The organism is Megalodesulfovibrio gigas DSM 1382 = ATCC 19364, assembly GCF_000468495.1.
Taxonomy (GTDB): domain Bacteria; phylum Desulfobacterota; class Desulfovibrionia; order Desulfovibrionales; family Desulfovibrionaceae; genus Megalodesulfovibrio; species Megalodesulfovibrio gigas.
This window is the reverse complement of record NC_022444.1, coordinates 1778330-1804047: the sequence shown is the minus strand read 5'-3', so window position 1 is coordinate 1804047 and position 25718 is coordinate 1778330. Positions and strand designations below refer to the sequence as shown.

Here is a 25718-nt window from a genome sequence, read left to right as displayed (position 1 = left end):
TTGGAAGGGGAGCGCGCGAGCGGAGAAACCTTTTGCAAAAGGGTTCCCCGCTCGCACCTCTTTTTCAAGGATACCTTGCGCTGGCCCGTCGGCGCGGCCGGGTACTGCACGCAAAAAAGGCCGGGCCTTCCAGAGGAAAGCCCGGCCTTTGAATCGGAACCTGTGTGGCCTAGACGCAGCCGGTGGGCTTGGGCAGGCCAGCCATTTTGCAGGCGCCCTTGCCGGGGCCGGAGGGGAACAGTTCGTAGATCTGCTTCAGCTTGAAGCCGGTGACCTTGGAGAGGATACGCACCATGGGAGCGATGCCGTTCTTCTTGTAGTAGTCCTGCAGGAAGTCGATGACCTTCTGGTGGTCTTCGGTGAGTTCCTTGATGCCTTCGGACTCCTTCACGTAGTCAACCCACTCGGGGCTCCAGTCTTCAAAGCGCTGCAAGAAACCGTCTTCATCCACTTCAAAAGACTTGCCGGCAAATTCGACAGTTGCCATGTAGGGTCCTCCTTAGGACGCTGGATTGGTTAGGAGACGACGTCGCATCTTGTCACCAGTGCAACGTCATGCTGCCTCGACACTGTATGGTCTGGCCCCAATGCCGGGACCAAGAACACGTAGCAAAGAACCTCGGGAAGGCGCGCATGGCGTGGCACCCGGTGCCTCCCCCCCGCCTGCGCCGCATGCATTCTCGCTCGAACACAATCGCGCCGCAGTCATGGGTATTTACTGGCAGCACGGCGCAATTGTCAACGAATTTGTGAGAGCGGCCACATGTTCGCCATTTACCTGCAACCAGCTTTTATTCCACAGAATCCTTTCCGTCCTCCAACTGCAGCAGGGTTTGGGCGGCGAAATCCAGTCCGGCATCCAAGGCTACGGCGGCGCGCAGCAGCTCGCAGGCCTCCTCCGTCAACCCCATATTTTTCTTACATAATCCAAGGTTGGCCAAGTCGATGGCCGAGCCCTTGTCCAGCCGCAGGGCGGCCTCGAAATCGCCGGCTGCAGCCTCGAACTGTCCCTGCTTGAATCGCGCCACACCGCGCAGGTTGAAGTACTCCTTCACCTCGTCAGTCAGGGCCAGGGCGCGGTTGAGGCAGGGCTCGGAGCCGGCCCAGTCCTCCAGCAGAGACCAGACATAGCCCTGATAGAACGCTGCCAGGGCGCGGGCCTCATCGTCCGGCTGCAGGGGCTCGGCCTCCTCAAAGCAGGCCGCCGCGGCCAGATACTCCCCTTCCCGCAGGTGGAACAACCCCTGGAAGAACGAGACAAAGTGCGCGCCGGGATAGGCCTGCTCCAGCAGGGCCAGCCCCTCGCGGGCGTCGTCGGCCGGGGCATCCTCTGCAAGTTGGCGGCCGATGAACATTCCCAGGCTGGCATGGCGGTCACGCTCCCGAAAGGCCATCCCCGGCACGATGTTGTAATGCGCCGGCAAGCCCAGCTCGGGCAGGGTCAGATCCACACTCAGACACTGCCAGCCCTGGGCCGTCAGGCCCTGCACCAGGGCGCGCAGTTCCTGGCCCATGTCCTGATCCCGGATGTCCGGCAGGCTGGCCAGGGGCACCCTGGGGCCCTGCTGCAGCCAGTCCAGCTCGTTCCAGGCAGTGGGCTTGTGCAGGCCGGAGGCCTCGTAGCATGCGCCGGTGATGAAATCCCCGGCCAGCTGCGCCACTTCCGTCAGGGCGCGCACCGCCGCCTTGGCCGGAGAGGTGGCCGTGCCGGCGGTGAAGACCACTTCCGAAAGCTGCGGAAACGTCTCAGGATCCCAGGCCGCCGCCCCCACCGTGGGCACGGGCAGGCCCATGGAAAAATCCTTCAGCAGCACCACAATGCCATTCTCCGCGAACCTGGCCAGCAAGTCCGCCAATACGGGGTCCGTGCAGGAGGCCGGGTCGATGGTGGGCAGATCCGTGGGCCGCTGGCGATCCACCAGGCAGCAGACGTGCCGCTCCACCAGCTCGCACAGGCCCTGGAGGATGGATTCCTCGGGCGTGTTGCCGGCGGAGGTGCCGTTGAACTCGCCCAGCCGCCGGAACCAGGACAGGGGTGCCAGCACGTCCTGCCCTGTGGCCAGATCCGTGGCCGTGGCGAACTGTAGTTCGATGAGATCCAGCAGCTGCAGGGCCGTGGCTTCGTCCATGGCCTCGCCCACGCTTTGCAGCACCCGCGCCACGGGGAGCACGCTGCCATGCGCCGGCGTCTGTCCGGGCAGCTCGCCGGCCAGGGCCTGGCTGTAGCGCCCGACAAGCAGGGCGTCGGCATTGTCCCAGAAGCTGAAGAAGCTGTAACGCTCCACCAGCTCCATGAGGGCCGAGGCCTGGGCCTGCTCCGGCGAGGATCCCTTGCCCATCTGCTTTCTGGTGGGCATGACGCCCCGGGCAGCCTCGCCGCAGACGCTCAGGTACACGGGGATGCCCAGCCGGCCCACGTCGATGCGCCTGAGCTCCTGCAGGATGGCCCGATCTTCCAGCACGCCGAGCACCCGCGCCACGGTTTCGGCCGGCGGTATGGCCTTGTCCAGATCGCGGGAGACGCCCTTGGGAGACGCGCCAATGGTGATGTGTCGGATGGAAGCAGCAGTCATGACGGCTCCTAGAGCAAGTTATCTTTGAAAGGAGTTCTCGGGGGAAAGCCTTTCTGAAGANAAAAGGCTTCCTCTCTCGCAAAGTCCTTTTTCAAAATTAAAATGCTCTAGCTCACAATTTTGCGCGGGGTGCAGCGGTAGATGGCCACCAGACGCTTGTCCTCCAGGGCCTCGCCGGCCTTGGCGCCCACCACCTGCTGCTGGATGTGGAAGTCCTTTTCCAGGATACCCATGAGTTTCTTGACGTTGCGACCATAATTGAAGGCCAGCAGACACTGCGCCGTGGCCGTGGGAGCCAGCCGTCGCACCAGCCGCTTGGCCAGGGCGCGCATGGATTCCGGGTCCAGATCCGGTTCCACCGCCAGGATGAGCTCGTAACGGTCGGCCATGGCGTCAAAGCTGGCGTCCAGGGGCAGTACCTGCGCCGTTGCCGACAGGCCGTTTTTGAGCACCCCGGCCTGCAAAAAGCCCAGGGCATGCGGGTGCGCATCTGCCAGCACGGTCTGCAGGCCGCGGGCCGCGGCCACCATGCCGCACAAGCCCACGCCCGCGCCCAGCTCCAGCACGCGCGCCTGGGGCGGCAGGGGCATGCGCTTGACCACATAGCCCAGCATCAGCGCCCCGGACCAGAGCTTGGCAAACAGCGGCAACTGCGCCGGCTGCGTGCCGGCCTGCTGCAGCATGCGGTCAAGATAGGCGGAAAGATCGGCAATCTGCAGCACGTCCAGGGTCAGGCCGTCCAGGGTCACGGCCTCGAAAGCCACGGGGTACGCCTCGGCAAGCTGGGCGAGGAGCGCGTCCAGGTCTGTGGTCTGGTGCATGGTCATGGACTTGATTTCCTACTTTTTTGATCTGAAACCGAAAAGCGCACAAAAAAAAGCAGCCGGCCTTGTGGGCCGGCTGCACGCTTCAGGGAGTGGAGCGGGAGACGGGATTTGAACCCGCGACTTCAACCTTGGCAAGGTTGCACTCTACCACTGAGTTACTCCCGCCCTGGAGGCGGCATCCGGATTTGAACCGGAGGATGGAGGTTTTGCAGACCTCTGCCTTACCACTTGGCTATGCCGCCTTTCTGCTGGAGCGGGAGACGGGATTTGAACCCGCGACTTCAACCTTGGCAAGGTTGCACTCTACCACTGAGTTACTCCCGCGTGCAGAGAAAGTGGTGTCTACAAAGAACCGGCCCATCTGTCAAGGCGGCAGGCGCAATGATCGTCGAAAAATTTTTTTTCGCTCGCAGCCCTCAAGATTTTATGTCATGCTGCCGATAGAACACGAGAGGCGGTATTTTGCCTTCCGCCTTCCTGCTTATCCCCGGGAGGTGCGCATGTCCATCAATTCCATCGACGGGTTCGGTTCCAGCGGCGTGTGGGACCAACAGACCTTCGGCGCGGCAGTCGTTTCCAAGACTCTGGACTACATGAACAACCAGGGCTCTGCCTCTGCCGTCGCCGCCCCGTTCGACAAACAGACCTTCGGCGCATCCGTGGTCAACAAGACCCTGGACTACATGAACTCGCCCAGCTTCGCCTCGGGCGGCGCCAGCGGCGGGGCGGACGCCATGTCCCAGAGTTACGCCTTCAACAAGGACGTGCTCGGGTCCTACGCCGCCGGCATTGGCGCCCTGGCCAACACCTGGGCGTGATGCCGGCTCTCGCCACGCGGTCCTAGGGCAAGGTATCTCTGCAAAGGAGTTCTCGGGGGAACACCTTTCTGAAGAAAGGTTCTNTTGGAAGGGGAGCGCGCGAGAAGGGAGAACCTTTTTCAAGATCAACATGCTCTCATGGCTGATGCGGGCGGGGAATTACGTCCCTGCCCCGGGCCAAACCAGATGCGACACGCCCGGCAGGCTGCGGAAGCAACTGCCACGGGCCACTGCGTCCAGCGTTTCCGCCGGGCGGATGACTGCCGCGCCGGCCAGCACGTGGATGCCGCATTCCAGCAATGACGGCGCAAACGGAGTGGACGGCCCCAGCAGAATCACCGTGCAGCCCGCCGGCAGCAGTTCCAGCAGCGTGCCCAATGTCCCGTTGAGCAGCGTGGTGCCGGTGATGACGGCCACGTCGGCCTCGGGCAACACCGCTGCGGCAGCGTGGCCATCGCGGTTGTCCAGATCACCAGGACGGGGATTTCGCTCCAGGACGTGAAAGCTGGCGAACTCGTCGGCCATGCGCTCCACAAACGGAAAATGTCCCACCACGGTCACGTTGCGGCCCGTGCCGAGCTGGCGCATGATGTCCTGCCCCTTCACCGTCCTGGCCCCGGCCGGGGTGGGCAGGCTGGCGTTCACCGCAGCCAGGGCCCAGCTGGCGGCATGGGAGAGGACCGCCTCGCCGGACAACAACGGCGCGGCCAGCTCCCGGCAGGATGCGCCCGCTTCCGGCGCAGCGCAGGGCCTCCCCTGCACTTCCGGGGGAATGGCTCCCAGGCCGGCGCGGGAGTCCTCCGGCGCACCCTCGGCAGGACGCGCCAGAATGCCCACCATCTGCCCATGGCCCATGGTGGCGCAGGCGGCGCGCATCACGACGGTTTCAGGAATCCGATGCAGATCGGTGCGGATGGCGTCGAGAATCTGGCGATGACGTGCGTTCATGCACCAATGCTACCCCTCAACAGGAGCGCAAGGCAAGGCCTTTGGAACAAATCCCCCGTGCCCTGCGCTCCCCCCGGGTTTAGAGCATTTTATCTTTGAAAAGAGACCCTGGGGGAACCCCCTCCCCAAAGACTTCTGTTATAATTACAAAATACTATCAAATTNCCTGGCAGGGGGCGGGGGGGGACAGCGTCCCCCCTTCCCATATAGTTACACCTGCAACGCGCCGAAGTCGGCCACACGGCCGAGCATGCCCACCAGGGCGGCCAGCAGGGCCAGGCGATTGGCGCGCAGGGCGGCGTCTTCCACGTTGACCATCACGTGATCGAAGAAGGCGTCCACGGCGGGGCGCAGCTCGCGCAGCAGGGCCAGGAGCGCGGGATAATCGTCGGCAGCCCAGAGCGCCTCAACGCGCGGGGCCACGTCCTGGATGGCCTGGGCCAGGGCCTTTTCCTCATTCTGCTGCAGCAGGGCCGGATCGAAGGTCGCATCCACGGCACCGCTCTTGGCGATAATGTTGGCGGCGCGCTTGAAGGTCAACACGGCCTGGCCAAAGTCGGCTTCCTGGCGGAAGGCCTGCAGGGCATCCACGCGATCCTTCAGGCTGCGCAGGTCGTCGTAGCCCGCGCCCAGGGCGGCTTCCACCACCAGGGTATCCGCGCCCTGCCCCATGAGCATCTGCCGGAGGCGTTCGCGCAGAAACTCCATCAAATCCTGAAGAATCTCTTCAGGCGCACGCTTCCAGGTCTGGCCGGTGTAGCACTGCAGGGCCTGGGCGGCCAGGTCGCCCAGGGGCAGCCGCAAGGAATGTTCAATGCAGATGCGGCACACGCCCAGGGCAGCGCGGCGCAGGGCAAAGGGGTCCTGCGCGCCGGTGGGGATCTTGCCCAGGGCGAAGCAGCCGGCCAGGGTGTCCAGCCGATCGGCCAGGGCCAGGATGGCGCCAGCCAGGCTGGCGGGCACGGGGGTATCCGGCCCGGCGGGAAGATACTGCTCGGCGATGGCCTGACACACGGCGTCTTCCTCACCGAACTGTGCGGCGTAAATCCCGCCCATGATGCCCTGCAACTCCGCGAACTCGCCCACCATTTCCGAAACCAGATCGGCCTTGGCAAAGCGGGCCGCCGTGGCTGCCACCGGCTTGAGGGACGGTTCCACCTGCCCGGCGATGAAGTCGCACAGGGCCTCCACACGCCGGCACTTGTCGGCCATGGAGCCCAACCCCTTGAGGAAGGTCACCTTTTCCAGCTTTTCGGCCCACAGCTCCAGGGAACAGTTGAGGTCCATGTTCCAGAAGAACATGGCGTCGGACAGGCGGGCCTTGAGCACGCGCTCCCAGCCGGCGCGCACCCGCTCCAAGCCGGTGGGCTCCAGATTCAGCACGCACAGGAAATGCGGCAGCAGTTCGCCGCGGTCGTTCTCCACGCCGAAGCTCTTCTGGTGCGCCTCCATGCTGGTCAGGAGCACGTCACGCGGGAGCAGGAGGAAGGCGGGGTCGAAGTTGCCCAGCATGGCCTTGGGGTGCTCCACCAGGCCGGCGACCTCGTCCATGAGCCGATCCCGCCAGACGATGCGGCCATCTGCCGCGGCGGCCAGGGCATCGCCCTCCTGCCGCACGATGGCCTTGCGCCGCTCGCCTTCCAGCACCACCTTGCCCTGCTCTTCCAGCAGCCGCAGATAGTCCGCCGCCGTGGGCACGTCCCAGGGGCCCATGCCGTGCACGCGGTGGCCGCGGGTCTGCCGACCGGAGACGAGCCCGGCGGCCTCGAAGGGCACCACCTCGCCATCCAGCAGGGCCAACAGCCAGCGCACCGGACGGCCGAAGGTGAAGTCCGCGGAACCCCAGCGCATTTTTTTGGGAAAATGGATGGATTCCAAGGCAGTGGCGCAGAGGGCCGGCAGCGCCTCCAGGGTGGCCTTGCCGCCCACGGTCTTCTGCACGGCCAGATAATCGCCCTTGTCCGTGGAGACGATCATGCACTGCTCGAACTCCACCTGCTGGGACTTGGCGAAGCCCAGGCCGGCCTTGGTGGGCGCGCCGGCACCATCCAGGGCCACCTTTACCGGCGGTCCCATGACGGTTTCCTCGCGCAGGGGCTGGGCCTCGGCCAGGCCGTGCACCAGCAGGGCCACGCGACGCGGCGTGGCATGGCAGACCAGCTCGCCATGGGGCAGCTCGGCCTCAGCCAGGGCGGCCCGGAAATACTGGGACAGTTGCTCCACGATCCCTGGCAGGAAGCGCGAGGGCATCTCCTCGAACCCGATTTCAAACACAAAACAGGACATGGTTCTATCCTATGGAAATTCTTATGCGTTGAGGAGGGGCCAGCCCATGGCTTCCCGCTGGTCGGCATACAGTCTGGCCACGCCCGAGGCCAGGGCCCGCACGCGGGCGATGTACCCGGCGCGCTCGGTGATGGAAATGACGCCGCGGGCCTGGAGCATGTTGAACGCATGGGAGCACTTGAGGCAATAATCATACGCCGGCCAGGGCAACTGCTTTTCCACCAGGGACTTGCTTTCCGCCTCGAACATGTCGAACAGCTGGCGGAGCATGTCCGCGTTGCTGGCCTCGAAGTTGTACCGGCTCATCTCCACTTCGTTCTGGTGATGGATCTGACCGTAGCGGACGTGCTCGTTCCAGGACAGGTCGTACACGGATTCTTTTTCCTGGAGATACATGCAGATGCGCTCCAGACCGTAGGTGATTTCCGCGCACACGGGCTTGCAGTCGATGCCGCCGGCCTGCTGAAAATAGGTGAACTGGGTGATCTCCATGCCGTTGCACCAGACTTCCCAGCCCAGGCCCCAGGCGCCCAGGGTGGGGGATTCCCAGTCGTCTTCCACAAAGCGCAGGTCGTGCTCTTCCTGACGAATACCCAGGGCGGCCAGGCTTTCCAGGTACAATTCCAGCACGTTGGAGGGCGACGGCTTGAGGATGACCTGGAACTGATAATAGTGCTGCAGCCGGTTGGGGTTCTCGCCGTAGCGGCCGTCTGCGGGCCGGCGGGAGGGTTCCACGTGGCAGACATTCCACGGTTCCGGCCCGATGGAACGCAGGAAGGTGGCCGGGTTGAAGGTGCCCGCACCCACTTCCACATCAAAGGGCTGCTGCAGCACGCATCCGCGCGAGGTCCAGAACTGCTGCAGGGTGAGGATGACGTCCTGAAAATGCATGCCGATCTCCTTGAGAGCAATACAAAAAAAGTCGTCAGCTCCGGCGGTAGCCGAAGCGGTCCCAGTGCACGCCAGTATGTACGACCACATACCGATCAGCAGCGCGGGCGGCGGCGGAAAGTGCTTCCGACGATGCCTGATCTCCCGCGGCATCCAGTCCCCAGCAGGCCGGCGAGGCTTCGGCCGCCTGACAAAGCACCTCCCAGGCCGGCCGGGCAAGCCAGTGGCTGGCCGCCGCGTCCCGGGTCCAGCCGCATTGCGCGCAGAACACGTGCCCATCCCGCAGGGAAAGCCGGACGCTTTCCTCCCCCTCGCGCAGGGAGGCGCCGCAGCCGTGGCAGGCATCCAGCGCCAGGCGGTAGCCCTGATCCAGGGTCAGCCGCCAGCGAAACAGGGCCGGGAAGACGGCAGGCAGGCGCTCGCGATCTTCAAAGGCGGCCATGGTCTGTGTGGCCAGGGCAAAGGCGGAGGCGGCGTGTTCGGCCCCCGGGGCCAAGGCTTCCAGAAATTTCAGACAATTCATCATCATGCCCAGGCGCAGGGCATCGCGGCGCAGCCGCCGCGGCGCGGCAAGCAGGCCGGTTTCCATGAGGCTCACATAGCGGCCGCCCTTTTCCTTCTTGAGTCGCAGCGTGAGCAGATTCAGCGGGTCCAGGCAGCCGCAGAACCGCCGCCGGCTCTTCATGCCGCCAAAGGCAAAGGCAGTGAACACGCCATGATCCGGAGAATAGGCCTTGACCCAGCAGTCGGCCTCCTTGAACCGGCCCACCCGCAGCACGAGGGCCTGATCGCTGTACTCCATGTGGCGCGCCTGCTGGGACTAGAGCCTGTTGAGAAAATAGGAAGTCGGCGCACACCGTTGCGAGGAACGGTTGCGCGTCCGGAGCGTTGTTCCAGAGTCTGCCGACACGCTCACCGCCCTGGCGGGAAGGTGAGCGTCTTGACCACTCCCCGCTCGTAGCTGGTGGGAAACTCCTTGCCGTTGAAGACGAAGTTCACCCCACCGGCATTGCCCAGACGCAGGGTGACGGTATCCTCAAAGCGGATGACCGCGAACTGGTTGGGATAAAGATAAAAATCCTTGGCGGTTTCCAGATCCAGCGTCAGCCCCACCCAGCACTGCTCCTTGGCCTTGACCAGCAGCGTTTGCTTGGTGCCGGCGGGAGACTTGAGCTCCACGGACGGCTTTTCGGACCCGAGCTCGCCCAGGGCATTGGTGGCATTGACCGCAGCCAGGGGGCCAGTCCCGTTGGCCCCGTTGGTCCCGTTGGTCCCGCTGGTCCCGTTGGTCCCGCTGGTCCCATTGACCCCGCCACCTCCGACAGACCCGTTGCCGGCGGCCGTGGCGTTGGCTGCTCCCGGCTGCAGCGTCGGCGCGGGCAGCGCGTTCTGCGCCCCCCCTCCTGCGGTCTGATTGCGCAGGGCTTCCTCGGCAGACTCGGCCAGCGCCGGCAGTTCCTCAAGCACCTCCGCCGGCACATGCGACAGGGCCGAGGCGTTCTCCTCCACCGGCAGGAGCGAGGTATTGTCTATGGCCGGCTCCTCTTCGGATACCGAGTACCAGATCAGGCCGCCCACGCCCAGCATGAGCAGCAGGATGATGAAGAAAATGCTTTTGAGCCGTTTGGCGCTGGGCAGGGGCATGCTGTACGGCTGCACGTTGGGCAGCCCCCGGGACGACTTCCGGGGCGAGGGATCCGCCGGGCAGGCAGAGTCCAGCACACCATCCAGGCCGGGCAGCAGGTCGTCCATCCCCACGTTGAGCACAGCAATATAGGCCTTGATAAAGCCTTTTATATAGACCGGGTGCGGCAGTTCCTGCAAATCGCCCCGTTCCAGCTGCTCAAGCGTGCGCCTGCCGAGTTTGGTCCGCGCCATGACGTCGTCAATGGAGAGGCCAAGTTCCAGGCGACGGCGCTGCAGTGCGAGCCCGACATCCCTGAAATCGGTCAGCCCGCATGCTTCCTGGGCGTGGCTGTCGTAATCGTCGCCGTATGTCATGTGTCTTTTGCCCGTCTGAATCAGCTACCAGTTAATTTTGATAAGTGCCTTGCTTTTCAGCTTGGCCAGGTATTCCAGAAACAGCGTCTCGGTCTTGGCTTTGTGCAGTTGTGCGCGGACGGCTTGTCTATCATAACTCGCTGCGGGAAGCGAGGGGCTCCGTGCAGGGCCGGTGCCTTGCTCCAGCAGGTGCACCAGGGCAAAGGAGGCTTCCAGGCGGAACGGTTTGGAGATGTCGCCCGGCCGCAGACCCTCCAGGGCCTTGCGCAGGGACGCCCCAAGATCCACCAGGGCCAGTTCGCCCATGTCGCCGCCGTCTTCGGCAGCAGGCCCCACGGAAAACTGTTTGGCCGCGGCGGCGAAGGAGAGTTTGCCGCCGGTCACATCCTTGTAAATGCGGTTGGCCGTAGGTTCGTCATTGACCATGAGGACCGCGAGGTGCACCCGGGAAGTATTCACTGCCGCCGCAGGCGAAGGGGATGCCGAGGGCATGGTCCGCGGTTTGGGACTGCCGCCGGAGGCGAGGAACTCGTCCACCTCCTGATCCGTGACCACCACCTTGCGGTGCACCATGTAATTGATGAGTTGGGTTTTGAGGATATCCCGCTTGGTCTCCTCCATGAACTGCGCTCGCGTCTTGCCCATCAAGGCCAGCTGGGAGCGAAATTCCTCTTCCGTCAATTCGTGCTCTTCGCGAAAGGCGCGGATGCGGCTTTCGATGTCCGCCGGGTCCACATTGAGCTTGAGCCGCTCGACTTCATGCCGGATGAGGATATCGTTGATGCGCGCCTGCAGCAGGGATTCGCGCACCTGCTGCAACATGGCCTCCTGGGCCTGGGGCGTGGGCTGCACGGGAAGCTTGTCCTGCAGCTGGGCCACGCCGGCATTGATTTCGCCCAGGGTGATCATTTCTCCGTTGACCACAGCCACGATCCTGTCCACCACCTGCTGCGCGGCGGCGGAGTTGGCCAGCATGAGTATGAGAACCATCCATTGCGCGATGCGGTATGCCACGAGCGGCTCCTTTTCCTCGATCATGCGGCCCTCTTGCGGCGCGGGTGGCGCCTGCAAGCAGCTGCGGTCAATTATTTCGGGCAGCGCCATTGTTCTCGGCGTTGCCAGGCGTGGTGTCGTCACCGGAGGGTTGGTCCGAGGGCGAGGCCTCCAGCTCCACTTCCGGCCCTTCAAAGTCCAGGGAGGCGTTTTCGTCCAGCTCCCATTCCTCTTCGCCCATGGGCAGCCCCTGTTCCTGGATTACTTCCGGGCTCAGGGAGGCATTGTCGTCGGCCTCGTGCTCCTGCTGGGCGCGGGCCTGTTCTTCCAGGCGCTCCTTCTCGCGGGCCTTGGCCAGCAGGTGGGCGCTCACCTGGATGCTGGCCTGGCTCAGGGAGGTGGCCAGCCAGTCCTGAAAGGCCTCCTCCAGCCGGGCTTCCAGCAGAATCTTTTCCGCAATGGGGGAGCCCAGGCCGGCATCCAGCTTTTGGGCGGGGATGCGCTCCAGGAGGATGAGGCTTTCGAAGCCTGCCTGATTGGCCCGCACCACCGTGGGCGTGAGCAGGACCGCGGCCGCGAGATCCTCCACCCAGATCTTGGGCAGCCGATTCTCCTGCATGGTCATTTCCTGCAAAAAGACCTTGGGGAACGCCGTCTGCACTGCCGCCGGCTGCGGATTGGCCACATACGCCAGGGCGGCATCGCGCACCATGGTGCGCCCGGGGCCAGTCACGTGCACCACGCGCACCTGGGCCGCCTGCACGAACTTGTCCTGGTTGGCCTTGTAATAGGCCACCACCTCGGCCGGGTCTAGCTGCACCTGGGGCCGCAGCACTTTGCGGATGAATTTTTCCGTGGCCAGGTTGCCCTTGAGCAGCCGGCGCCACACGGCAAGGTCGATATATTCTTCCAGCAGCATGCGTTCGAACTCGCCGGGGGGGTAATCCATGCGGACCATGGCCTCGGCCTTGTTCAATTCGTCCTGGGTCACGCTCAGATCGCGCCGGGCCAGCTCCTGGCTGATGAAGGTCTGCACCAGCAACTGCGAAAGCACCATGCCATATTGATCCCGCAGGACGCCGATGGTGACTGCCGGCTGGCCGCCCCAGCCGAGCTGGATAAGATCGTAGGCGGATTCCAGTTCCTTGAGGGTGACGGGGTCGCCATTGACGGTGGCCACCACGCCTTCCTGCACGGGCTCCATGCTGCAGGCGGCAAGGCACAAGATGCCGGCAAGCATCGCCGGCAGGACGAATCGGGGGGGGCGTTGCCTCAAAAAAGACGCGGCAACGCGAAGGGGTGCGATGGTACGAAACAAAAGCTGCATCCGAATTCAGGCCTTGAGGGAGAAGATGGCGTCGCCAACCTGTTGCAGACGCTGGACCATATCCACGTTTTCATCAAGGCGCAACTCCAGTGTGGAGGGCGGCATGAGCCGCGCCCGGCCTGCCTGCCCGGCAACCCAGGCCACAAGCCGTGCCGGGTCCAAGGCCCTGGAGCTTTCACCCCAGGAAAGTTTGACCTTGCCGGGGAACAGATCGGCCTTGTGCACGCCCAGCTGCGCCAGTTGGCGCTTGAAGTCCAGCACGGCCAGAAAATTGCTGAGCTCCTCGGGCAGGGGGCCGAACCGGTCGCGCACCTCGGCTTGCAGTTCCTGTCGCACCTCGGGGGAATGAATGGAAGTGAACCCTTTGTAATATTTAAGCCGCTCGCGGGAGTCCGGCATGTAATGCTCTGGAATGTGCGCCGCAAAGCCGATCTGCAGTTCCGGCTCCACCACTTCTTCCCGCGCCGTGCCTCTGAGACGGGAGACTTCCATCTCCAGCATTTCCAGGAACAGATCCAGCCCCACCTTGGCAATGTGCCCGGACTGGCTCTCCCCAAGGATGTTGCCCGCACCGCGCAGCCGCAAGTCCTCCATGGCCACCTGGAACCCCGCGCCGAGGTAGTCCATGTCCATGATGATCTGCAGCCGTTTGCGGGTCTTTTCCGCCAGTTGGTCAATGGATGGTGTGACGAAGTACGTATACGCCTGCCGGTCGGATCGCCCCACCCGGCCCCGCAACTGATACAGCTGCCCCAGGCCGAAGAGCTGGGCCTGATCCACCACCATAGTGTTGGCGCGGGGAAAGTCCAGCCCGGATTCCACGATGGAGGTGCACACCAGGATGTCCAGCTCGCCGTGCCAGAAGGCGTGCATGGTCTCTTCGAGCTGCTTTTCGGCCATCTGCCCGTGGGCCATGGCCACCCGCGCCCCAGGCACCAGCTGTTTGACGAAATCCACCACCTGCTCCAGGCCCTGGACCCGGTTGTACACCCAGAACACCTGCCCCTCGCGGGCGAGTTCCTGTTCCAGAATACGCTTGAGCAGCTTGGGCTCGCGCTCGATGAGGGCGCTTTCCACGGCTTTGCGCTCCCGGGGCGGGGTTTCGATAATCGAGAGGCTCCGGATGCCCGAGAGGGACAGTTGCAGCGTGCGCGGAATGGGCGTGGCCGTGAGGGTGAGGGCGTCCACGTTCTTCTTGAATTCCTTGAGCCGCTCCTTGTGCTTGACGCCAAAGCGCTGCTCTTCGTCCAGCACCAGCAGGGAGAGATTCGGAATCTGAATGTCCCGGGACAGCAGCCGGTGCGTGCCGATGAGGATATCCACCTGCCCGCGTTTGACCTGCTCCAGGATGGCCCGCTGCTGCCGGGCCGTGACAAAGCGCGAGAGCATGGCCACGGTGATGGGCAGATCCTTGAGCCGGGCCTTGAAATTCTGAAAGTGCTGCTCGGCCAGCACCGTGGTGGGACACAGGATGGCCGTCTGCCGGCTCTCCAGGGCCGCGCGCACGGCGGCGCGCATGGCCACCTCGGTCTTGCCGAAGCCCACGTCCCCGCAGACCAGGCGATCCATGGGCTCGGGGCGGGCCATGTCGTCCAGCACGTCCTGGATGGCCTGGGCCTGGTCCGGCGTCTCCTCGAAGCCGAAGGACGCCTCGAACTCGCGGAACAGCTCGTTTTCCGGGCCGTAGGTAAAGCCCTTGGCCACCTTGCGCCAGGCATACATCTCCACCAGCTCCCCGGCGATCTGCTCCACGGCCTTGCGGGCCTTCTCCCGGGTGCGGGCCCAGCCGATGCCGCCCAGCTTGTCCAGAGCAGGTTCGATCTCTTCCGGCCCCTTAAAGCGCTGCACCAGCCCCAGCCGGTCCACGGGGAGATAGAGCTTGTCGTCTCCGGCGTAATGCATGAGCAGAAAATCGTTGCCCACGCCGCCCAGATCCAGCCGCACCAGCCCCTGGAAGCGACCCAGGCCGTAGTCGCGATGCACCAGCAGGTCGCCGGGGGTCAGCTCCTCGTACTGCCTGAGGCCGATGAATTCCTTGCGGGAGACGGCAGGCCGCACGGCGCCGCGCGGCTGCAACACGTCCTCCCCCAGGATGCGCATGCCGTTCCACTGCAGATCCGCCCCCTTGGCAAAGGGCGACAGCAGGGCAAAGAGCCCCTGGGCCGTGGTGGCATACGACGTTGCCGGGATGATGCCGTCCTGCGCGGCCAGGGCCAGAAATTTCTTGCGCCCCTGCTCCGAGGAGAAACACAGCAGGGTCTGCCGCCGGCTGCGGCTCCAGATTTTGAGCCGCTCCACCAAGGCCTGCCAGGGCCTGTCCCGCAGGCGTTGCTCCTCCAGCCGCTGGGTGTCTTCATCCTGGGGCTGTTCCTCGCGGTCCAGCCGCATGAGCTGCTCAAAGCTGTCGATGCTGTGCTCGGGCGCTTCGTCCCCCTCTCGCTCCAGCCCCATGACCAGGGACTGAAACAGCAGGGTGCGTCCGGCCTGCAGCCCTTTGAGGGCCTGTTCCGTGGAGCGCAGGTGCAGGGCGCGGCGTCTGGCCAGCAGCACGGACATGGCGCCCTCTTCGGCGCGTTTTTCCCAGGCCCAGGCCTGCTCTTCCAGCACGGCGGCAAACAGCTCCGGCGAGGCCTGCAGGCAGGTGCGGTCCCCGGGGAGCCAGTCCTCGAACACGGCCGGCGTTTCGTAGAACACCCCGGGGGTAAGGCCGGCGCCACCCTCTTCCAATGCCAGGCGCAGGGCCTTTTCCTCTTCCGGATCAATGCGTTTGGTCGTGCGCAGCGCCTTGAAGCGCGCCAGCGCCTCCTGCCGGGCCTGGGCCGTCACCGCCAGCGGCCGCACGGGCAGCAGCACCGCCTCCTTGAGCATGGCATGCGACCGTTGGGTGACGGGATCGAACAGCCGCATCTCCTCCACCGTGTCCCCGAAAAACTCCAGGCGCAGGGCATGCTCGTGCCCGGGGGTGAAGATGTCCAGGATGTCGCCGCGGCGGGAAAGCTCCCCTGGCCGCGAGACCAGCGTGGACCGCTCGTAGCCCCAGGTAATGGCCTGCTCGATGATCAGATCCGAGGGCAATTCTTCCCCGGATTTGATGACCAGATGATTGGTGTCCAGAAAATTGCGCGGCGGCCACCAGGGCAGGAAGTTGTCCACCGTACAGATCACCCCCACTCGGCCCTCGTGGGTCTGCAGGGCCCACAAGGCGGCAATGCGCCGGGCCCAGGCGTCCTTGCGCAGGGTGCGTTGGGCGGCCTGCTCCCGACCGCCGCCCAGCAGAAACGGCGGCAGCACCACCCAGCGGGCCTTCTGGCGCTGGAACTCCTCCTGGCTCTGGAAGAGCTGCAGCACCCCCAGCATCTCGTGCAGCTCGGCCGCACCGCGCACCACCAGCACCGGCCGGGCGCCAGCCAGCAGCAGTTCATGAGCCAGCAGGGCCCGGGTGCCCGGCCCAGTCTTGTACAAGGCGGCCTCGGTGCGCCCCTTGCCGGAAAGCGCGCGCACCAGGCGGTCAATGGCAGTGGCGGGGATATCGTACGGCGATGTCATGGCTGCACTTCAGGAAAAAGGGACGCAAAAGACCTCCGCGACGGCGAGAACCACATGCCGTCCGGAGGCGCGATGCACGGTTGTATTCCGGGACGGCCTACCGCAGCAGGCCGTCCCGGTCAATGGAACGCAGACGCCAGGAATGCGCCCAGAATGGGGACAGTCAATCCCGCGCAGGCCTAAATTCGGTTCAGGGCAGACTTTTCCTCGCGGGAGAGCAGGCGGTCCAAATCCAGCAGGATGAGCAGGCGATCTTCCAGCTTGCCCACGCCACTGATATATTCGGACTCCAGCCCGGCCACCACCGGCGGCGGCGGTTCCACGGTGCTGGCCGGAATGCGCAACACCTCGGAGACGGAATCCACCACGAACCCGACAATCATATTATTGATTTCAATAACAATGATGCGGGTGTGCTTGTCGTGCTCGCGGGAGGCCAGGCCAAAACGCCGGCGCAGGTCCAGGATGGGAATCACCTTGCCGCGCAGGTTGATCACGCCTTCCACAAACTCGGGCGCGCGCGGCACCTTGGTGATTTCCATGGTGCGGATGATTTCCTGCACCTTAAGGATATCCACGCCGAATTCTTCGTCCCCGATGCTGAACGTGACGAGCTGGAGCAGCTCGGCGTCCTGGCGCTTGTGTAGCTCTTCCATGCATTGCCCCTTCGATGAAAATCGTGTTGCCCGCGTCCCAGCCGCCGGGAAGCGGTCATGCCAAGTCTGCCTGGCCGAATCTGCCGCCCTCACGAGTCAAGCTTCCGGTGCAACACGTTATACGGGCATCCTTTTCGAAAGGCAACCGGCACGGCTGCAGGGCGGTTGTCTTCCACCCCGGCATGGCGTACAGAAGAAGCCAGCCCGGGCCACCGGTCCCGGACGATCCTTCCGCGAGGCTTTTCATGGCGCGATTCTTTCTGCTGGCCGGGGAATATCCCCTGGCCGATCAGCTCAAAACGCTCGGCGACGATGAACTCCTGGATTTCTGGGAAGAAACCCAATATCTGGAGCGTTTTTTGGACGAGGAATATACCGTTGAGGTCGAGGAATCCCTCGAATACGAGCGCATCATCCTGCAGGAGCTGCAATTGCGTTCCTGCCAGCGCAGCCTGTGCGCCCCGCAGCCTCCCACAGCCTGACGCCTTTTTGCCGGCGTCCCCCCGATCCCGTGCTGCTGCAGGCCGTGGCGGCCTTCAACGCCCGGGCCTACTGGGATTGCCATTACCTGCTGGAACCCCTCTGGCTGGCTGATCGCAACCCGACGCGGGATTTTTTCAAGGGCCTCATCCAGGTGGCGGGGGGGCTGTATCATGTGGACCGCAACAACCGGGCCGGTGCCGTCTCTTTGCTGCACAAGGGCCCGGCATACCTGCGCCCGTTTGCCCCCCAGTGCCAGGGGCTGGACGTGGCGGCCTGCCGGATCCAGGCGGCGGCCGTGCTGGAGTTCGTGCAGGCTGTCCCGCCGGCGCTGCCCCTGCCCGCCCTGCCCGACACCCTGCGCCCCCGACTCTGACGCCAGCCGCTGTGCATGCGAAGATTTTGTCACACAACCTTCGCAAAAAACATCCGCGGCTGCGCCCTGTTGCGTCAATCAAGCCCCCTCTGTTGATTTCATGAAGTATTTTTCATGGTTGACCCGCTTTACAACCTCGCGGCAACGCGCTAGCGTGTGCTCAACGGTGGGACGGTCCCGCCGCCCCCCGGCGAACTCTCCCGGGCGATCCGCAGAGATTTCCAGGAGAACGCCTTCACTGCAACGGAGGATACTTCCCGTTAACTTTCAACCCCATATCGGGCTGCTGCGAGCCCCGCATGCGCAACCAGGCCATGGGCCCCTCGCCTCACGCCAGTTGATGCATGCCAGGGAATCCTCAAGGATTCCCACGGGATTCACCCCGGAGCGCCATGCGTCTGCAGGCATTCTTCCTCAGACGACGTCCCCACATCGGACACCGCGCACACCTGGGGTGAATCTGTTTTGTCCGCCGTTTCCTGCCATTCCTTTCCGCCTCCCGTTGCCGCCCCTTGCCAGCCGTCATTCCTGAGAGTACATCGCGCCATGAGACCATGAGGCCATGAGACTGCGCGCGCCGTGCCGCCCGCCGTCGCGTGTTTGCGGCGTATGTGGCGACGGCCTGTTTTCAGGAGATCGGCATGTCTGCATCGTTTCCCCCCCTGTTCCTGTCCCTGTCCATGCGCCGTGTGTGCCGGCTGCTGCTGGCCGCCTGGTGTGTTCTCTGTTGCACAGCAACTGCCGCCCAGGCACAGCCCCAGCGCATCCCCGTGCCGCCGGTGGACCAGTCTGCCGACGATGCCTCCTTCCAGGCGTTCAAGGCCCAGCTCGGGCCGGCCATGCAAGGCCGCGACCCGCAATTCCTCGCCCGTCTGGTGGTGGACAACCGCCCCACCGGCTTCGGCCTGACGCCCATCCTGGAGTTCTTCACCGCAGACCCCTGCGGCCTGGGGATCTGGGACGAGCTGGCCCGCGCCGTGGCCCTGGGCTGCGTGGCCGAGGACCAGCCCCCGGCCGACGAATTTGATGGGCCGCGTCCGGAAAAGCAGTACCTCTGCCCCTACCTCATCGCGTCCGAGTATCCGGAGAGCCTGGACCTCTTCGAGACTGTGGTGGCGGTGGACGCCAACGTGCCCGTGCATGCCGAACCATCGGCGCAGGCGGCGGTGGTGGGGACGCTTTCGCATGAAGCCGTGGCCGTGACGAACACCATCTTCGGCGAGGCCCCCAACGCCACCGCCGACGGCTGCGCCCCCATGCTCTGGCACGAGGTGGACGTGGCCGGGGTGCATGGCTTTGTCAACGCCACGCGCACGCTCTCCCCGGTGGATTGCCGGTTCGTGCTGTCCAGGCTGCCGGACCTCAAGGAAGGCGAAGGGGTGGAAGGCTGGGTGCTGCAGGACATCTATTGCGGGGATTGACGACCCGCAAGAACCGGCTTTACCTGCGGTACGGGATCGCCTATGGCTTGTCCCATGCACGCATCCCCTTCCGCCCCTCCCAGTGTGTCGGAATCCAGGTTCTCGCCGGCATCGAGCGAACACAAGTTCCTGGCCTTGCGCGCCGGGGCCGGCTCCGGCAAAACCTTCACCCTGACCTGCCGCTTCCTGGATCTGCTGCGCCAGGCCGTGCCCCAGGCCGCGCCGCCACCGGCGGCCGCCTGCGCAGGCAGTCTGGCGGCACTGGACTGGGCTGCCATCCTGGCCGTGACCTTCACCAACAAGGCCGCCGCCGAGATGCAGGAACGGGTGCTGCGCTCCCTCAAGGAGCGGGCCTTGGACAAGCGCGATGCGCTGCCCTGCGCCCATCCCGCCAAGGGCCTGGACCCCAAAGATGCCCGCCGCTGGTGCGAGATCATCCTGCACCGCATGAGCCGGCTCAACATCCGCACCATCGACAGCCTGCTTTTCCAGCTGGTGCGTCTCTCGGCCCTGCCCCTGGGCCTGCCGCCGGACATTGAGCCCGTCTTCGACGAAAGCGAGCTGTTCGACCCCTTGTACGACCGTCTGGTGGACCGGGCCCGGCAGGATCCGGCCCTGGCCGCCCTCTTTGAGGAAGCCTGCCGCAGCGCCCTGGATTATGGCGCGGCCAAGGGCTTTGCGCCGGCGCTGATGCTCAAGGAGCGGCTGGCGGAAACGCTTTCCTTCCTGGCCGGCTCCGCCTCCCCGCTGGATCCGGACCTGGACAAACCCGCCCTCAACCGCCGGCTGGAGGCCATGCGCCTGGACTGTCTGGACGCCGCCCGCCGCATGCTCGGCTGCATCGAGACGGAGCAGCTCGCGGCCAAGGCGCTGTTTGTCGCGTATCTGGAAAAAGTGCTGCAGATGGCCGTCTTCGACGGCCTGCCCAACGGTGTCTGGCCGACCAAGGAATCTCTGGACGACTGCCTGAACAAGGGCGGCAAGGGCAAACCCGGCAAGGGCCAGGCCAGCGCCGCGGCCGAGGCCTGCTTCCGGCAGTTGCAAACCGCACTGCAGCGCCACCGCGACCGATACCCCATTTACAACGATGCGCTGGAGCTGCTGCCCCTGGCCAGCCTGGCTGCGGTGCTGGCCCCGGAGCTGGCGGCCATGGAGCGCCGGCTGTCCCTGCTGCCCAAGGCCCGCTGGGAGCCCCTGGTCTGCGCGCTGTTCAGCGAGGGCTTCGGCGTCAGCGAGGCCTATTGCCGCCTGGGCGTACGGCTCTCCCATCTGCTCATCGACGAATTTCAGGATACCAGCCAAAGCCAGTGGCTGGCCATGGAGCCCCTGGCCGTGGAGGTGCTCTCCAAAGGCGGGTCCCTGTTCTACGTGGGCGACGTCAAGCAGGCCATCTACGGCTGGCGTGGTGGCGATGCCGGCCTCTTCGACGCCCTCCCCCGCCGCGAAGAGCTGTGGGGTTTTGAGGAGCTGTTCCTGGCCGGCAGTCTGGACACCAACTGGCGCAGCGCCTCCGCCGTGGTGGGCGTCAACAATGCGCTGTTTTCCCTGCTGGAGGACGACGCCGTATCCCTGGAGGTGGCCCAGGTCATGCTGCCCCAGGCCGATGCCGACCTGGCCGACGACCTGGCCCGGGGCATCCGCCACTCCTTCCGGGGCACCTCCCAGCAGGTTGCCCGCAAACACCTCGACGCACCCCCGGGGCTGGTGCAGGTAGTGCGCGTGGACGGTGAGAACGCCGAGGCCATCATGGAGGCCACCCACGAAGCCATGGACGGCATGCTGGATGACGTTCTTGCCCGGCGCAACTTCGGCGACGTGGCCGTGCTGGTGCGCAGCAACGAGCAGGCCCAGACCGTGGCCCAGTGGCTGCTGGACCGCGGCGTGCCCGTGGTGACGGAAAACAGCCTGCTGCTCAAGGCGCATCCCCTGGTGCGTCAGCTCATGCAGTTCCTGGCCTTTCTGGACTATCCGCCGGACGATCTGGCCTTCTGGGAGGTGATCTCCGGGCAGGAACTCTTTCTGGATGCCAGCGGCCTCAGCCACGCCGCCATGGTGGACTGGGCGGCCCGGCTGGCGCGCTCGCGTCTGGAGCACGGCTCCGCCGCCCCCCTGTTCCTGCGCTTCCAAAAGGACTTTCCCGCCGCCTGGCTGCACTGGCTGCAACCCTTCCACAGCCAGGCGGGCATCCTCGGCCCGTATGACTGCCTGGCGGAGCTCTGCCGCCGCTTCCGGCTGCTGGAGCGCCGGCCGGGGGATCAGCTCTTCCTGCGCCGGCTGCTGGAGGTGGCCCACCTGGCGGAAACCGCCGGGCACCAATCCCTGTCCGCCTTCCTGGACTACTGGAACGAAAAGGGCGACACCGAACGCGCTCCCCTGCCCGACGGGCTGGATGCCATACGCGTCCTGACCATCCACAAGGCCAAGGGCCTGGAGTTCCCGGCGGTCATCATCCCCTTCCATCACGATACCGCCCGGCTGGACAAGGATCTGCTGCTGGTGGATGCGGACGATCCCCGGCAGCCCCTCCCCCCCGGCCAGCCCGGCCTGCTGGCGCGACGCCGGCGCGAACTGGGACCGGCCTACCACAAGACGCGCTGCGACTCGCTCATGGAGGCCCTGCACGTGCTCTATGTGGCCTGGACCCGCCCCGTGGAGGAGCTGCACTGTCTGGTGGCGCCGTCTCGGGCGACCCAGTCCCCCATGACCAAGGCCCTGCTGGCGCTCCTGCCCCGGCTGGGGTTGCTGGATCTGCAAGGGGAAGAGGGTGAAGGCGAGGGCGAGACCGTGAAGCAGCGCGGTGAGCCGCCCGCGAACACACGCGCTCCGGCAGCCGAAGCTCCCGAGCCTTCCGCCCCGGCAGGCGTGCCGATGGCAGCGGAGCCATTCGACTTTGCGCCGGTGGACTTTGCTCCAATGGACTTTGCGCCGATGGACTGGCTGCCCCGGCTCAAGGTCTTCCGCAACGAACTGACCCCGGCCAACTTCGCCAACCGTCGCCGCGGCACCCTGCTCCACCGCTGCCTGGAGCACCTGCGGCTGGACACGCCGGACCCCACGCCCGATGCCCTGGCCCTTGCCGTGGACAAGGCCCTGGCCGCCGGCTTGCGCGGTCTGGCCAATCCCCACGACCCCGCCGCCTTTGCCCGCGACCGCGAGACCGTGGCCGAGGAAGTCCGCGGCCGGCTGGCCTGGCTGCTCGGCCTGCCCGAGGCCCGCGCCTGGCTGTGCTCCGGCGTGCGCGAAACCACCATCCTCGCCCCACAGGTCCAGGGAGACGCCGCGGCGTTGCACAAGCCGGATCTCCTGGTGCTGGACGGCCCCGCCCCCATGGCCGTGGAATACAAGTCCGGCCTGCCACGCAAGGAGGACGCCGCGCAACTGCGGCGCTACCTGCACCTGCTGGCCGCCATGCATCCAGGCACCCTGCCCCCCGAAGGCCGGCTGGTGTATCTTGACCTGCAGGTCATCGAATCCGTAAGGATTGTTGCATCATGAGAACACATTGCGGCCGCGTGCTGCTCATCCCCTGGCAGGCCGACGCCATGCGCGCCCTGGCCGACCTGCTGCTGGACGCCCCCCGCCCCCTGCACGAACATCTGGTGATCTTTCCCCATCGCCGACCGCAGCGACAGTTGCTGGACACCCTGGCCGCCCGTCTAAGCCACAGCACGGTCCCGATGCGCGCGCCGCGCATCCTGGCCGGCGGGGAACTGCTGTCCCGGCTGCGCGGAGAACTGGACATCGCCCCGGCCGTCATCGTCAGCCGGCTGGACCGCATCCACCTGCTGCAACAGATCGTCACCTCCCTGGGCATGGCCGGCTTCCCTGCCCTGCGGGATGTGTCTGCGGAGACATTCTTCCCCTGGGGCGTGCGGCTGGAATCCCTGCTGGAGGAATGCTTCATGGCCGCCGTGGTCCCCCAGGCCCTGGAGCACATGGAAGAGGAGGTCGATCCCTTTGCCGCCAGCCTCCTGGCCGCGCTGGACGCCGTGTATGCCGCCTATGTGGAGACGCTGGACGCCCGTGGCTGGTCTACGCCGGGGTACGATGCCTTTCTGGTGGCCCAGCAGGTGGAGGAGGCGGCCGCGCACATCGAGGAGCCGTCCATCCTGCTGGCGGGCTTCGACGATTGTTCCGGGGTGGAGGAAATCCTTTTCCGCCATCTGTGGGAACAGGGCCGCGCCGACCTCGTGTTGCATGCCGATCCGGCCCTGGCGGACGGTGCGACCACAACGCCGCACTGGTCCCAGGGACAGATCCAGGAACTGCTGGCCCGCTGGGGCGCCGGCCGGCCCGAGCGTGTGCCACTGTCTGCGCCTGAACCCGATGCGGATGAGGCGTCGGACGAACTCCGCATCCCCACGCTGCATGAAGGCTACGACCTGCATTCCCAACTCTCCGCCCTGGCCGAAAACCTGCGAGCCGAGCTGGCCGCCACGGGACATCTGGACGGCGTGGCCGTGGTCATCTCCGAGCCGGCCATGCTCCTGCCGGTGCTGCATCACCTGCCCCTGCACAGCGACAGCGGCGGTGTGGATGTCAACATCAGCCTCGGCTATCCCCTGGCCCGCTCCTCCCTGGCCCAGTTGCTGGAACTGTGCATGACCCTGCAGCAGCACGCCGCCGGCCCGGGGCTGTACCACTGGCGGGATCTGCTGGCCCTTATCCGGCATCCGTACCTGAAAATGCTCACCCTGGAAGAAGGCAGCCCCCAGGTGCTGCGGCCCCTGTTCCACGGGCTGGAACGCCGGCTGCGGCAGGGCGCGCCCATGGTCCGCCGGGAGGACCTGGCCGGCATGGCCCTGGCCGGCATGCAGCATCCCGCGCATCCCGCGCAGGCCGCGCAGGCCGCGCCGCAGGACCCCCTGCACCTCGACCTGTTGGAACGCGTCTTCAGCGCCTTTCTCACCGCCTGGGAGCAGCCCCCCACCCTGGGCCGTCTGGCCGAGACCCTCCACGGCTGCGTGGAACTGCTCCTGCACCACGGCCTGGGCCTGTGGCGTCGCTTCCCCATGGACGGCGAAGGCCTGCACCGACTGCTGCATCAGGTGCTGCCCATGCTCTCCGGGGCCACCATGCGGGACGAGCCCTGCCCCACCTCCCTGCTGTTCACCATCCTGCGGACGCTTTTGGCCGAAGAGCGCGTGCCCTTTGAGGCCGAACCCCTCACCGGCCTGCAGGTGCTGGGCGTGCTGGAGGCCCGGCTGCTGCCCGTGAAACAACTGCATCTGGTGGGCGCGACGGACGACGCCCTGCCCGGCCGACCCGGCGCGGACCCGCTCTTGCCGGATCCCCTGCGCCGGCTGCTGGGTCTGCCCGATGCCTGGCGACAGGAGCGACGGCAGGCGGCGGTCTTTTTCCGATGTCTGGAAAGCGCAGAATCCGCCCGTCTGTATACCCAGACCGGCGCGGCCTCTTCCGGCCTGCTGGATGAAAAGAAGCGGCGGAGCCGGTTTGTGGAAGAAATGCTCTGGCGGGCGGAACAGAAACAAGGCCGGCTGCTGCAGCCTGGGGAACCGCCCCTGCTGCGCGTGCAGTTCCCGTCTGTGGCGCCCGGGCAGGACCGCCGGGGCCTGCCGGCCACGCCGGCCCTGAAGGACCTGGTGGCGGCGCGGCTGCGCAGCCGCCCCCTCTCGCCCACCTTCCTGGACGCCTATCTGCACTGCCCCGCGCGGTGCATCCAGGAACACCTGCTCAAGCTGAAATCCCAGGACGAGGTGAAGGAAGAAGGGGACATGGCCGCCGTGGGCGAGATTGTCCACACCACCTTGCAGACGTATTTCGGCGAACGCTGTCACCGGCCCATGGGCAGCGCCGACGTGGACCCCCAGGCCCTGGGCGATCTCTTCGCCCAGACGCTGGCCCGGCATCCCCTGGCCGAGGCCTTGCGCTTCGATCATCGCACGGCCACGATCCTGGCCGGCCGCAAACGCCTGGGAGACTATGCCGCCGCGTTTCCGGAGACAACCATCCTGGCCCTGGAATCGCAGCTGCGTGGCGTCATCGACGTGGATGGCGCACAGGTTCGCCTCGCAGGACGAGCGGACCGCATGGACCGGCGCGACGGCTGGCTGTGGGTGCTGGATTACAAGACCGGCTCGGTCAAGTTGCCGTCACGCGATATCTGGGACAACTTCCCCTGGGCCGACCTGGACGCCTGGCGCGGCGGCGACCCCGAAACAGACCGCGAAGGCGACGCGCTCCTGCAGCAGTTGGCCGACCGGCTGCGCAGCGTGCAGCTGCCCTTCTACCTCCACTGCGCCGCGCAGACCCCGCCGGCGGCGGCAGGGGATGTCGATCCTGCCCAGTTGGATGCCGCCCTGGTGGATCTGGCCCGCGGCGGCCAGGAGCTGCCCCTGTTCGGTCCCCACCTGGAGGCCGAAGACCGGGCCTTCATCCTGCGCCACCGCATTCCCGTGCTGCTGGCCTTCCTGCTGCGCCACCTCCAGACCGTGGCCGTGCATGCCGCCATCCCCGGCGATGGTTGCCGCCACTGCCCCGTGAGCGCCGGCTGCCTGAGCCGCGCCGATTAGAGCATGTTGATCTTGAAAAAGGACGTTGCGAGAGGGGAAACC

18 protein-coding genes and 3 tRNA genes are annotated in these 25718 nt (G+C 65.7%); 6 read left to right on the top strand and 15 right to left on the bottom strand.

All coding sequences use genetic code 11. The annotated features are described in order from the left end of the window. Positions 1-169: 169 nt before the first annotated feature. The 6 genes from DGI_RS07860 to DGI_RS07835 all read right to left on the bottom strand — a co-directional run bounded on the left by DGI_RS07860 (position 170) and on the right by DGI_RS07835 (position 3724). On the bottom strand, positions 170-487 hold the full coding sequence (locus tag DGI_RS07860) for a TusE/DsrC/DsvC family sulfur relay protein (RefSeq protein WP_021760357.1): 318 nt from the start codon (positions 485-487) through the stop codon (positions 170-172). 304 nt (positions 488-791) lie between these two features. Continuing rightward, on the bottom strand, positions 792-2573 hold the full coding sequence (locus DGI_RS07855) for a YcaO-like family protein (protein WP_021760355.1): 1782 nt from the start codon (positions 2571-2573) through the stop codon (positions 792-794). A gap of 107 nt (positions 2574-2680) precedes the next feature. Beyond that, the gene (locus DGI_RS07850; RefSeq protein ID WP_021760353.1) at positions 2681-3400 is read right to left on the bottom strand and encodes a class I SAM-dependent methyltransferase; all 720 of its coding nucleotides are present in this window, start codon (positions 3398-3400) and stop codon (positions 2681-2683) included. Positions 3401-3490: 90 nt separating this feature from the next. Further along, positions 3491-3565: transfer RNA gene (locus DGI_RS07845), tRNA-Gly, on the bottom strand. Positions 3566-3567: 2 nt separating this feature from the next. Continuing rightward, positions 3568-3642, bottom strand: a tRNA-Cys gene (locus tag DGI_RS07840). Between the two features lie 7 nt (positions 3643-3649). After that, positions 3650-3724 (bottom strand) — tRNA-Gly (locus DGI_RS07835). Positions 3725-3900: 176 nt separating this feature from the next. Here DGI_RS07835 and DGI_RS07830 point away from each other — a divergent pair. Beyond that, entirely contained in the window at positions 3901-4218 is a 318-nt protein-coding gene (locus tag DGI_RS07830) for a hypothetical protein (protein WP_021760352.1), read from the top strand. A gap of 159 nt (positions 4219-4377) precedes the next feature. On the opposite strand, the gene DGI_RS07825 is transcribed toward DGI_RS07830, so the two are convergent. The 9 genes from DGI_RS07825 to DGI_RS07785 form a co-directional block, all read right to left on the bottom strand. After that, positions 4378-5166 (bottom strand): Rossmann-like domain-containing protein, encoded by a 789-nt coding sequence (locus tag DGI_RS07825; RefSeq protein WP_051286677.1) that lies wholly within the window; start codon positions 5164-5166, stop codon positions 4378-4380. A 210-nt stretch (positions 5167-5376) separates the two neighbouring features. Further along, entirely contained in the window at positions 5377-7452 is a 2076-nt protein-coding gene (glyS, locus tag DGI_RS07820) for a glycine--tRNA ligase subunit beta (protein ID WP_021760350.1), read from the bottom strand. 21 nt (positions 7453-7473) lie between these two features. Then, positions 7474-8343, bottom strand: coding sequence for a glycine--tRNA ligase subunit alpha (glyQ, locus tag DGI_RS07815; RefSeq protein ID WP_021760349.1), 870 nt, complete (start codon positions 8341-8343; stop codon positions 7474-7476). Between the two features lie 34 nt (positions 8344-8377). Continuing rightward, positions 8378-9145, bottom strand: coding sequence for a DNA repair protein RecO (gene recO, locus DGI_RS07810; RefSeq protein ID WP_021760348.1), 768 nt, complete (start codon positions 9143-9145; stop codon positions 8378-8380). Between the two features lie 110 nt (positions 9146-9255). Next, positions 9256-10344 (bottom strand): helix-turn-helix domain-containing protein, encoded by a 1089-nt coding sequence (locus DGI_RS18355; RefSeq protein WP_021760347.1) that lies wholly within the window; start codon positions 10342-10344, stop codon positions 9256-9258. Between the two features lie 24 nt (positions 10345-10368). Continuing rightward, complete coding sequence (locus DGI_RS07800; protein ID WP_158407301.1) at positions 10369-11358, bottom strand: SurA N-terminal domain-containing protein; 990 nt, start codon at positions 11356-11358, stop codon at positions 10369-10371. Between the two features lie 67 nt (positions 11359-11425). Beyond that, positions 11426-12541, bottom strand: a complete 1116-nt coding sequence (locus DGI_RS07795) for a hypothetical protein (protein WP_144284145.1) — start codon at positions 12539-12541, stop codon at positions 11426-11428. A gap of 129 nt (positions 12542-12670) precedes the next feature. Next, entirely contained in the window at positions 12671-16210 is a 3540-nt protein-coding gene (gene mfd, locus DGI_RS07790) for a transcription-repair coupling factor (RefSeq protein ID WP_021760344.1), read from the bottom strand. Between the two features lie 179 nt (positions 16211-16389). Beyond that, complete coding sequence (locus tag DGI_RS07785) at positions 16390-16866, bottom strand: chemotaxis protein CheW (protein ID WP_021760343.1); 477 nt, start codon at positions 16864-16866, stop codon at positions 16390-16392. Positions 16867-17111: 245 nt separating this feature from the next. Between DGI_RS07785 and DGI_RS07780 the strand changes: the two genes are divergently transcribed. From DGI_RS07780 to DGI_RS07760, 5 genes are all read left to right on the top strand, one after another. Next, entirely contained in the window at positions 17112-17348 is a 237-nt protein-coding gene (locus DGI_RS07780) for a hypothetical protein (RefSeq protein ID WP_021760342.1), read from the top strand. Further along, positions 17321-17722, top strand: coding sequence for a DUF309 domain-containing protein (locus tag DGI_RS07775; protein ID WP_081696968.1), 402 nt, complete (start codon positions 17321-17323; stop codon positions 17720-17722). Before DGI_RS07780 ends, DGI_RS07775 begins: the two co-directional genes overlap by 28 nt. A 641-nt stretch (positions 17723-18363) precedes the next feature. Continuing rightward, on the top strand, positions 18364-19143 hold the full coding sequence (locus DGI_RS07770; RefSeq protein ID WP_027193356.1) for a hypothetical protein: 780 nt from the start codon (positions 18364-18366) through the stop codon (positions 19141-19143). Positions 19144-19197: 54 nt separating this feature from the next. Beyond that, a complete protein-coding gene (locus DGI_RS07765) occupies positions 19198-22638 on the top strand; it encodes a UvrD-helicase domain-containing protein (protein ID WP_158407300.1) in 3441 nt (1146 codons plus the stop codon). After that, a complete protein-coding gene (locus DGI_RS07760) occupies positions 22635-25676 on the top strand; it encodes a PD-(D/E)XK nuclease family protein (RefSeq protein ID WP_051286675.1) in 3042 nt (1013 codons plus the stop codon). The genes DGI_RS07765 and DGI_RS07760 overlap by 4 nt, the downstream gene beginning before the upstream one ends. Positions 25677-25718 lie beyond the last annotated feature (42 nt).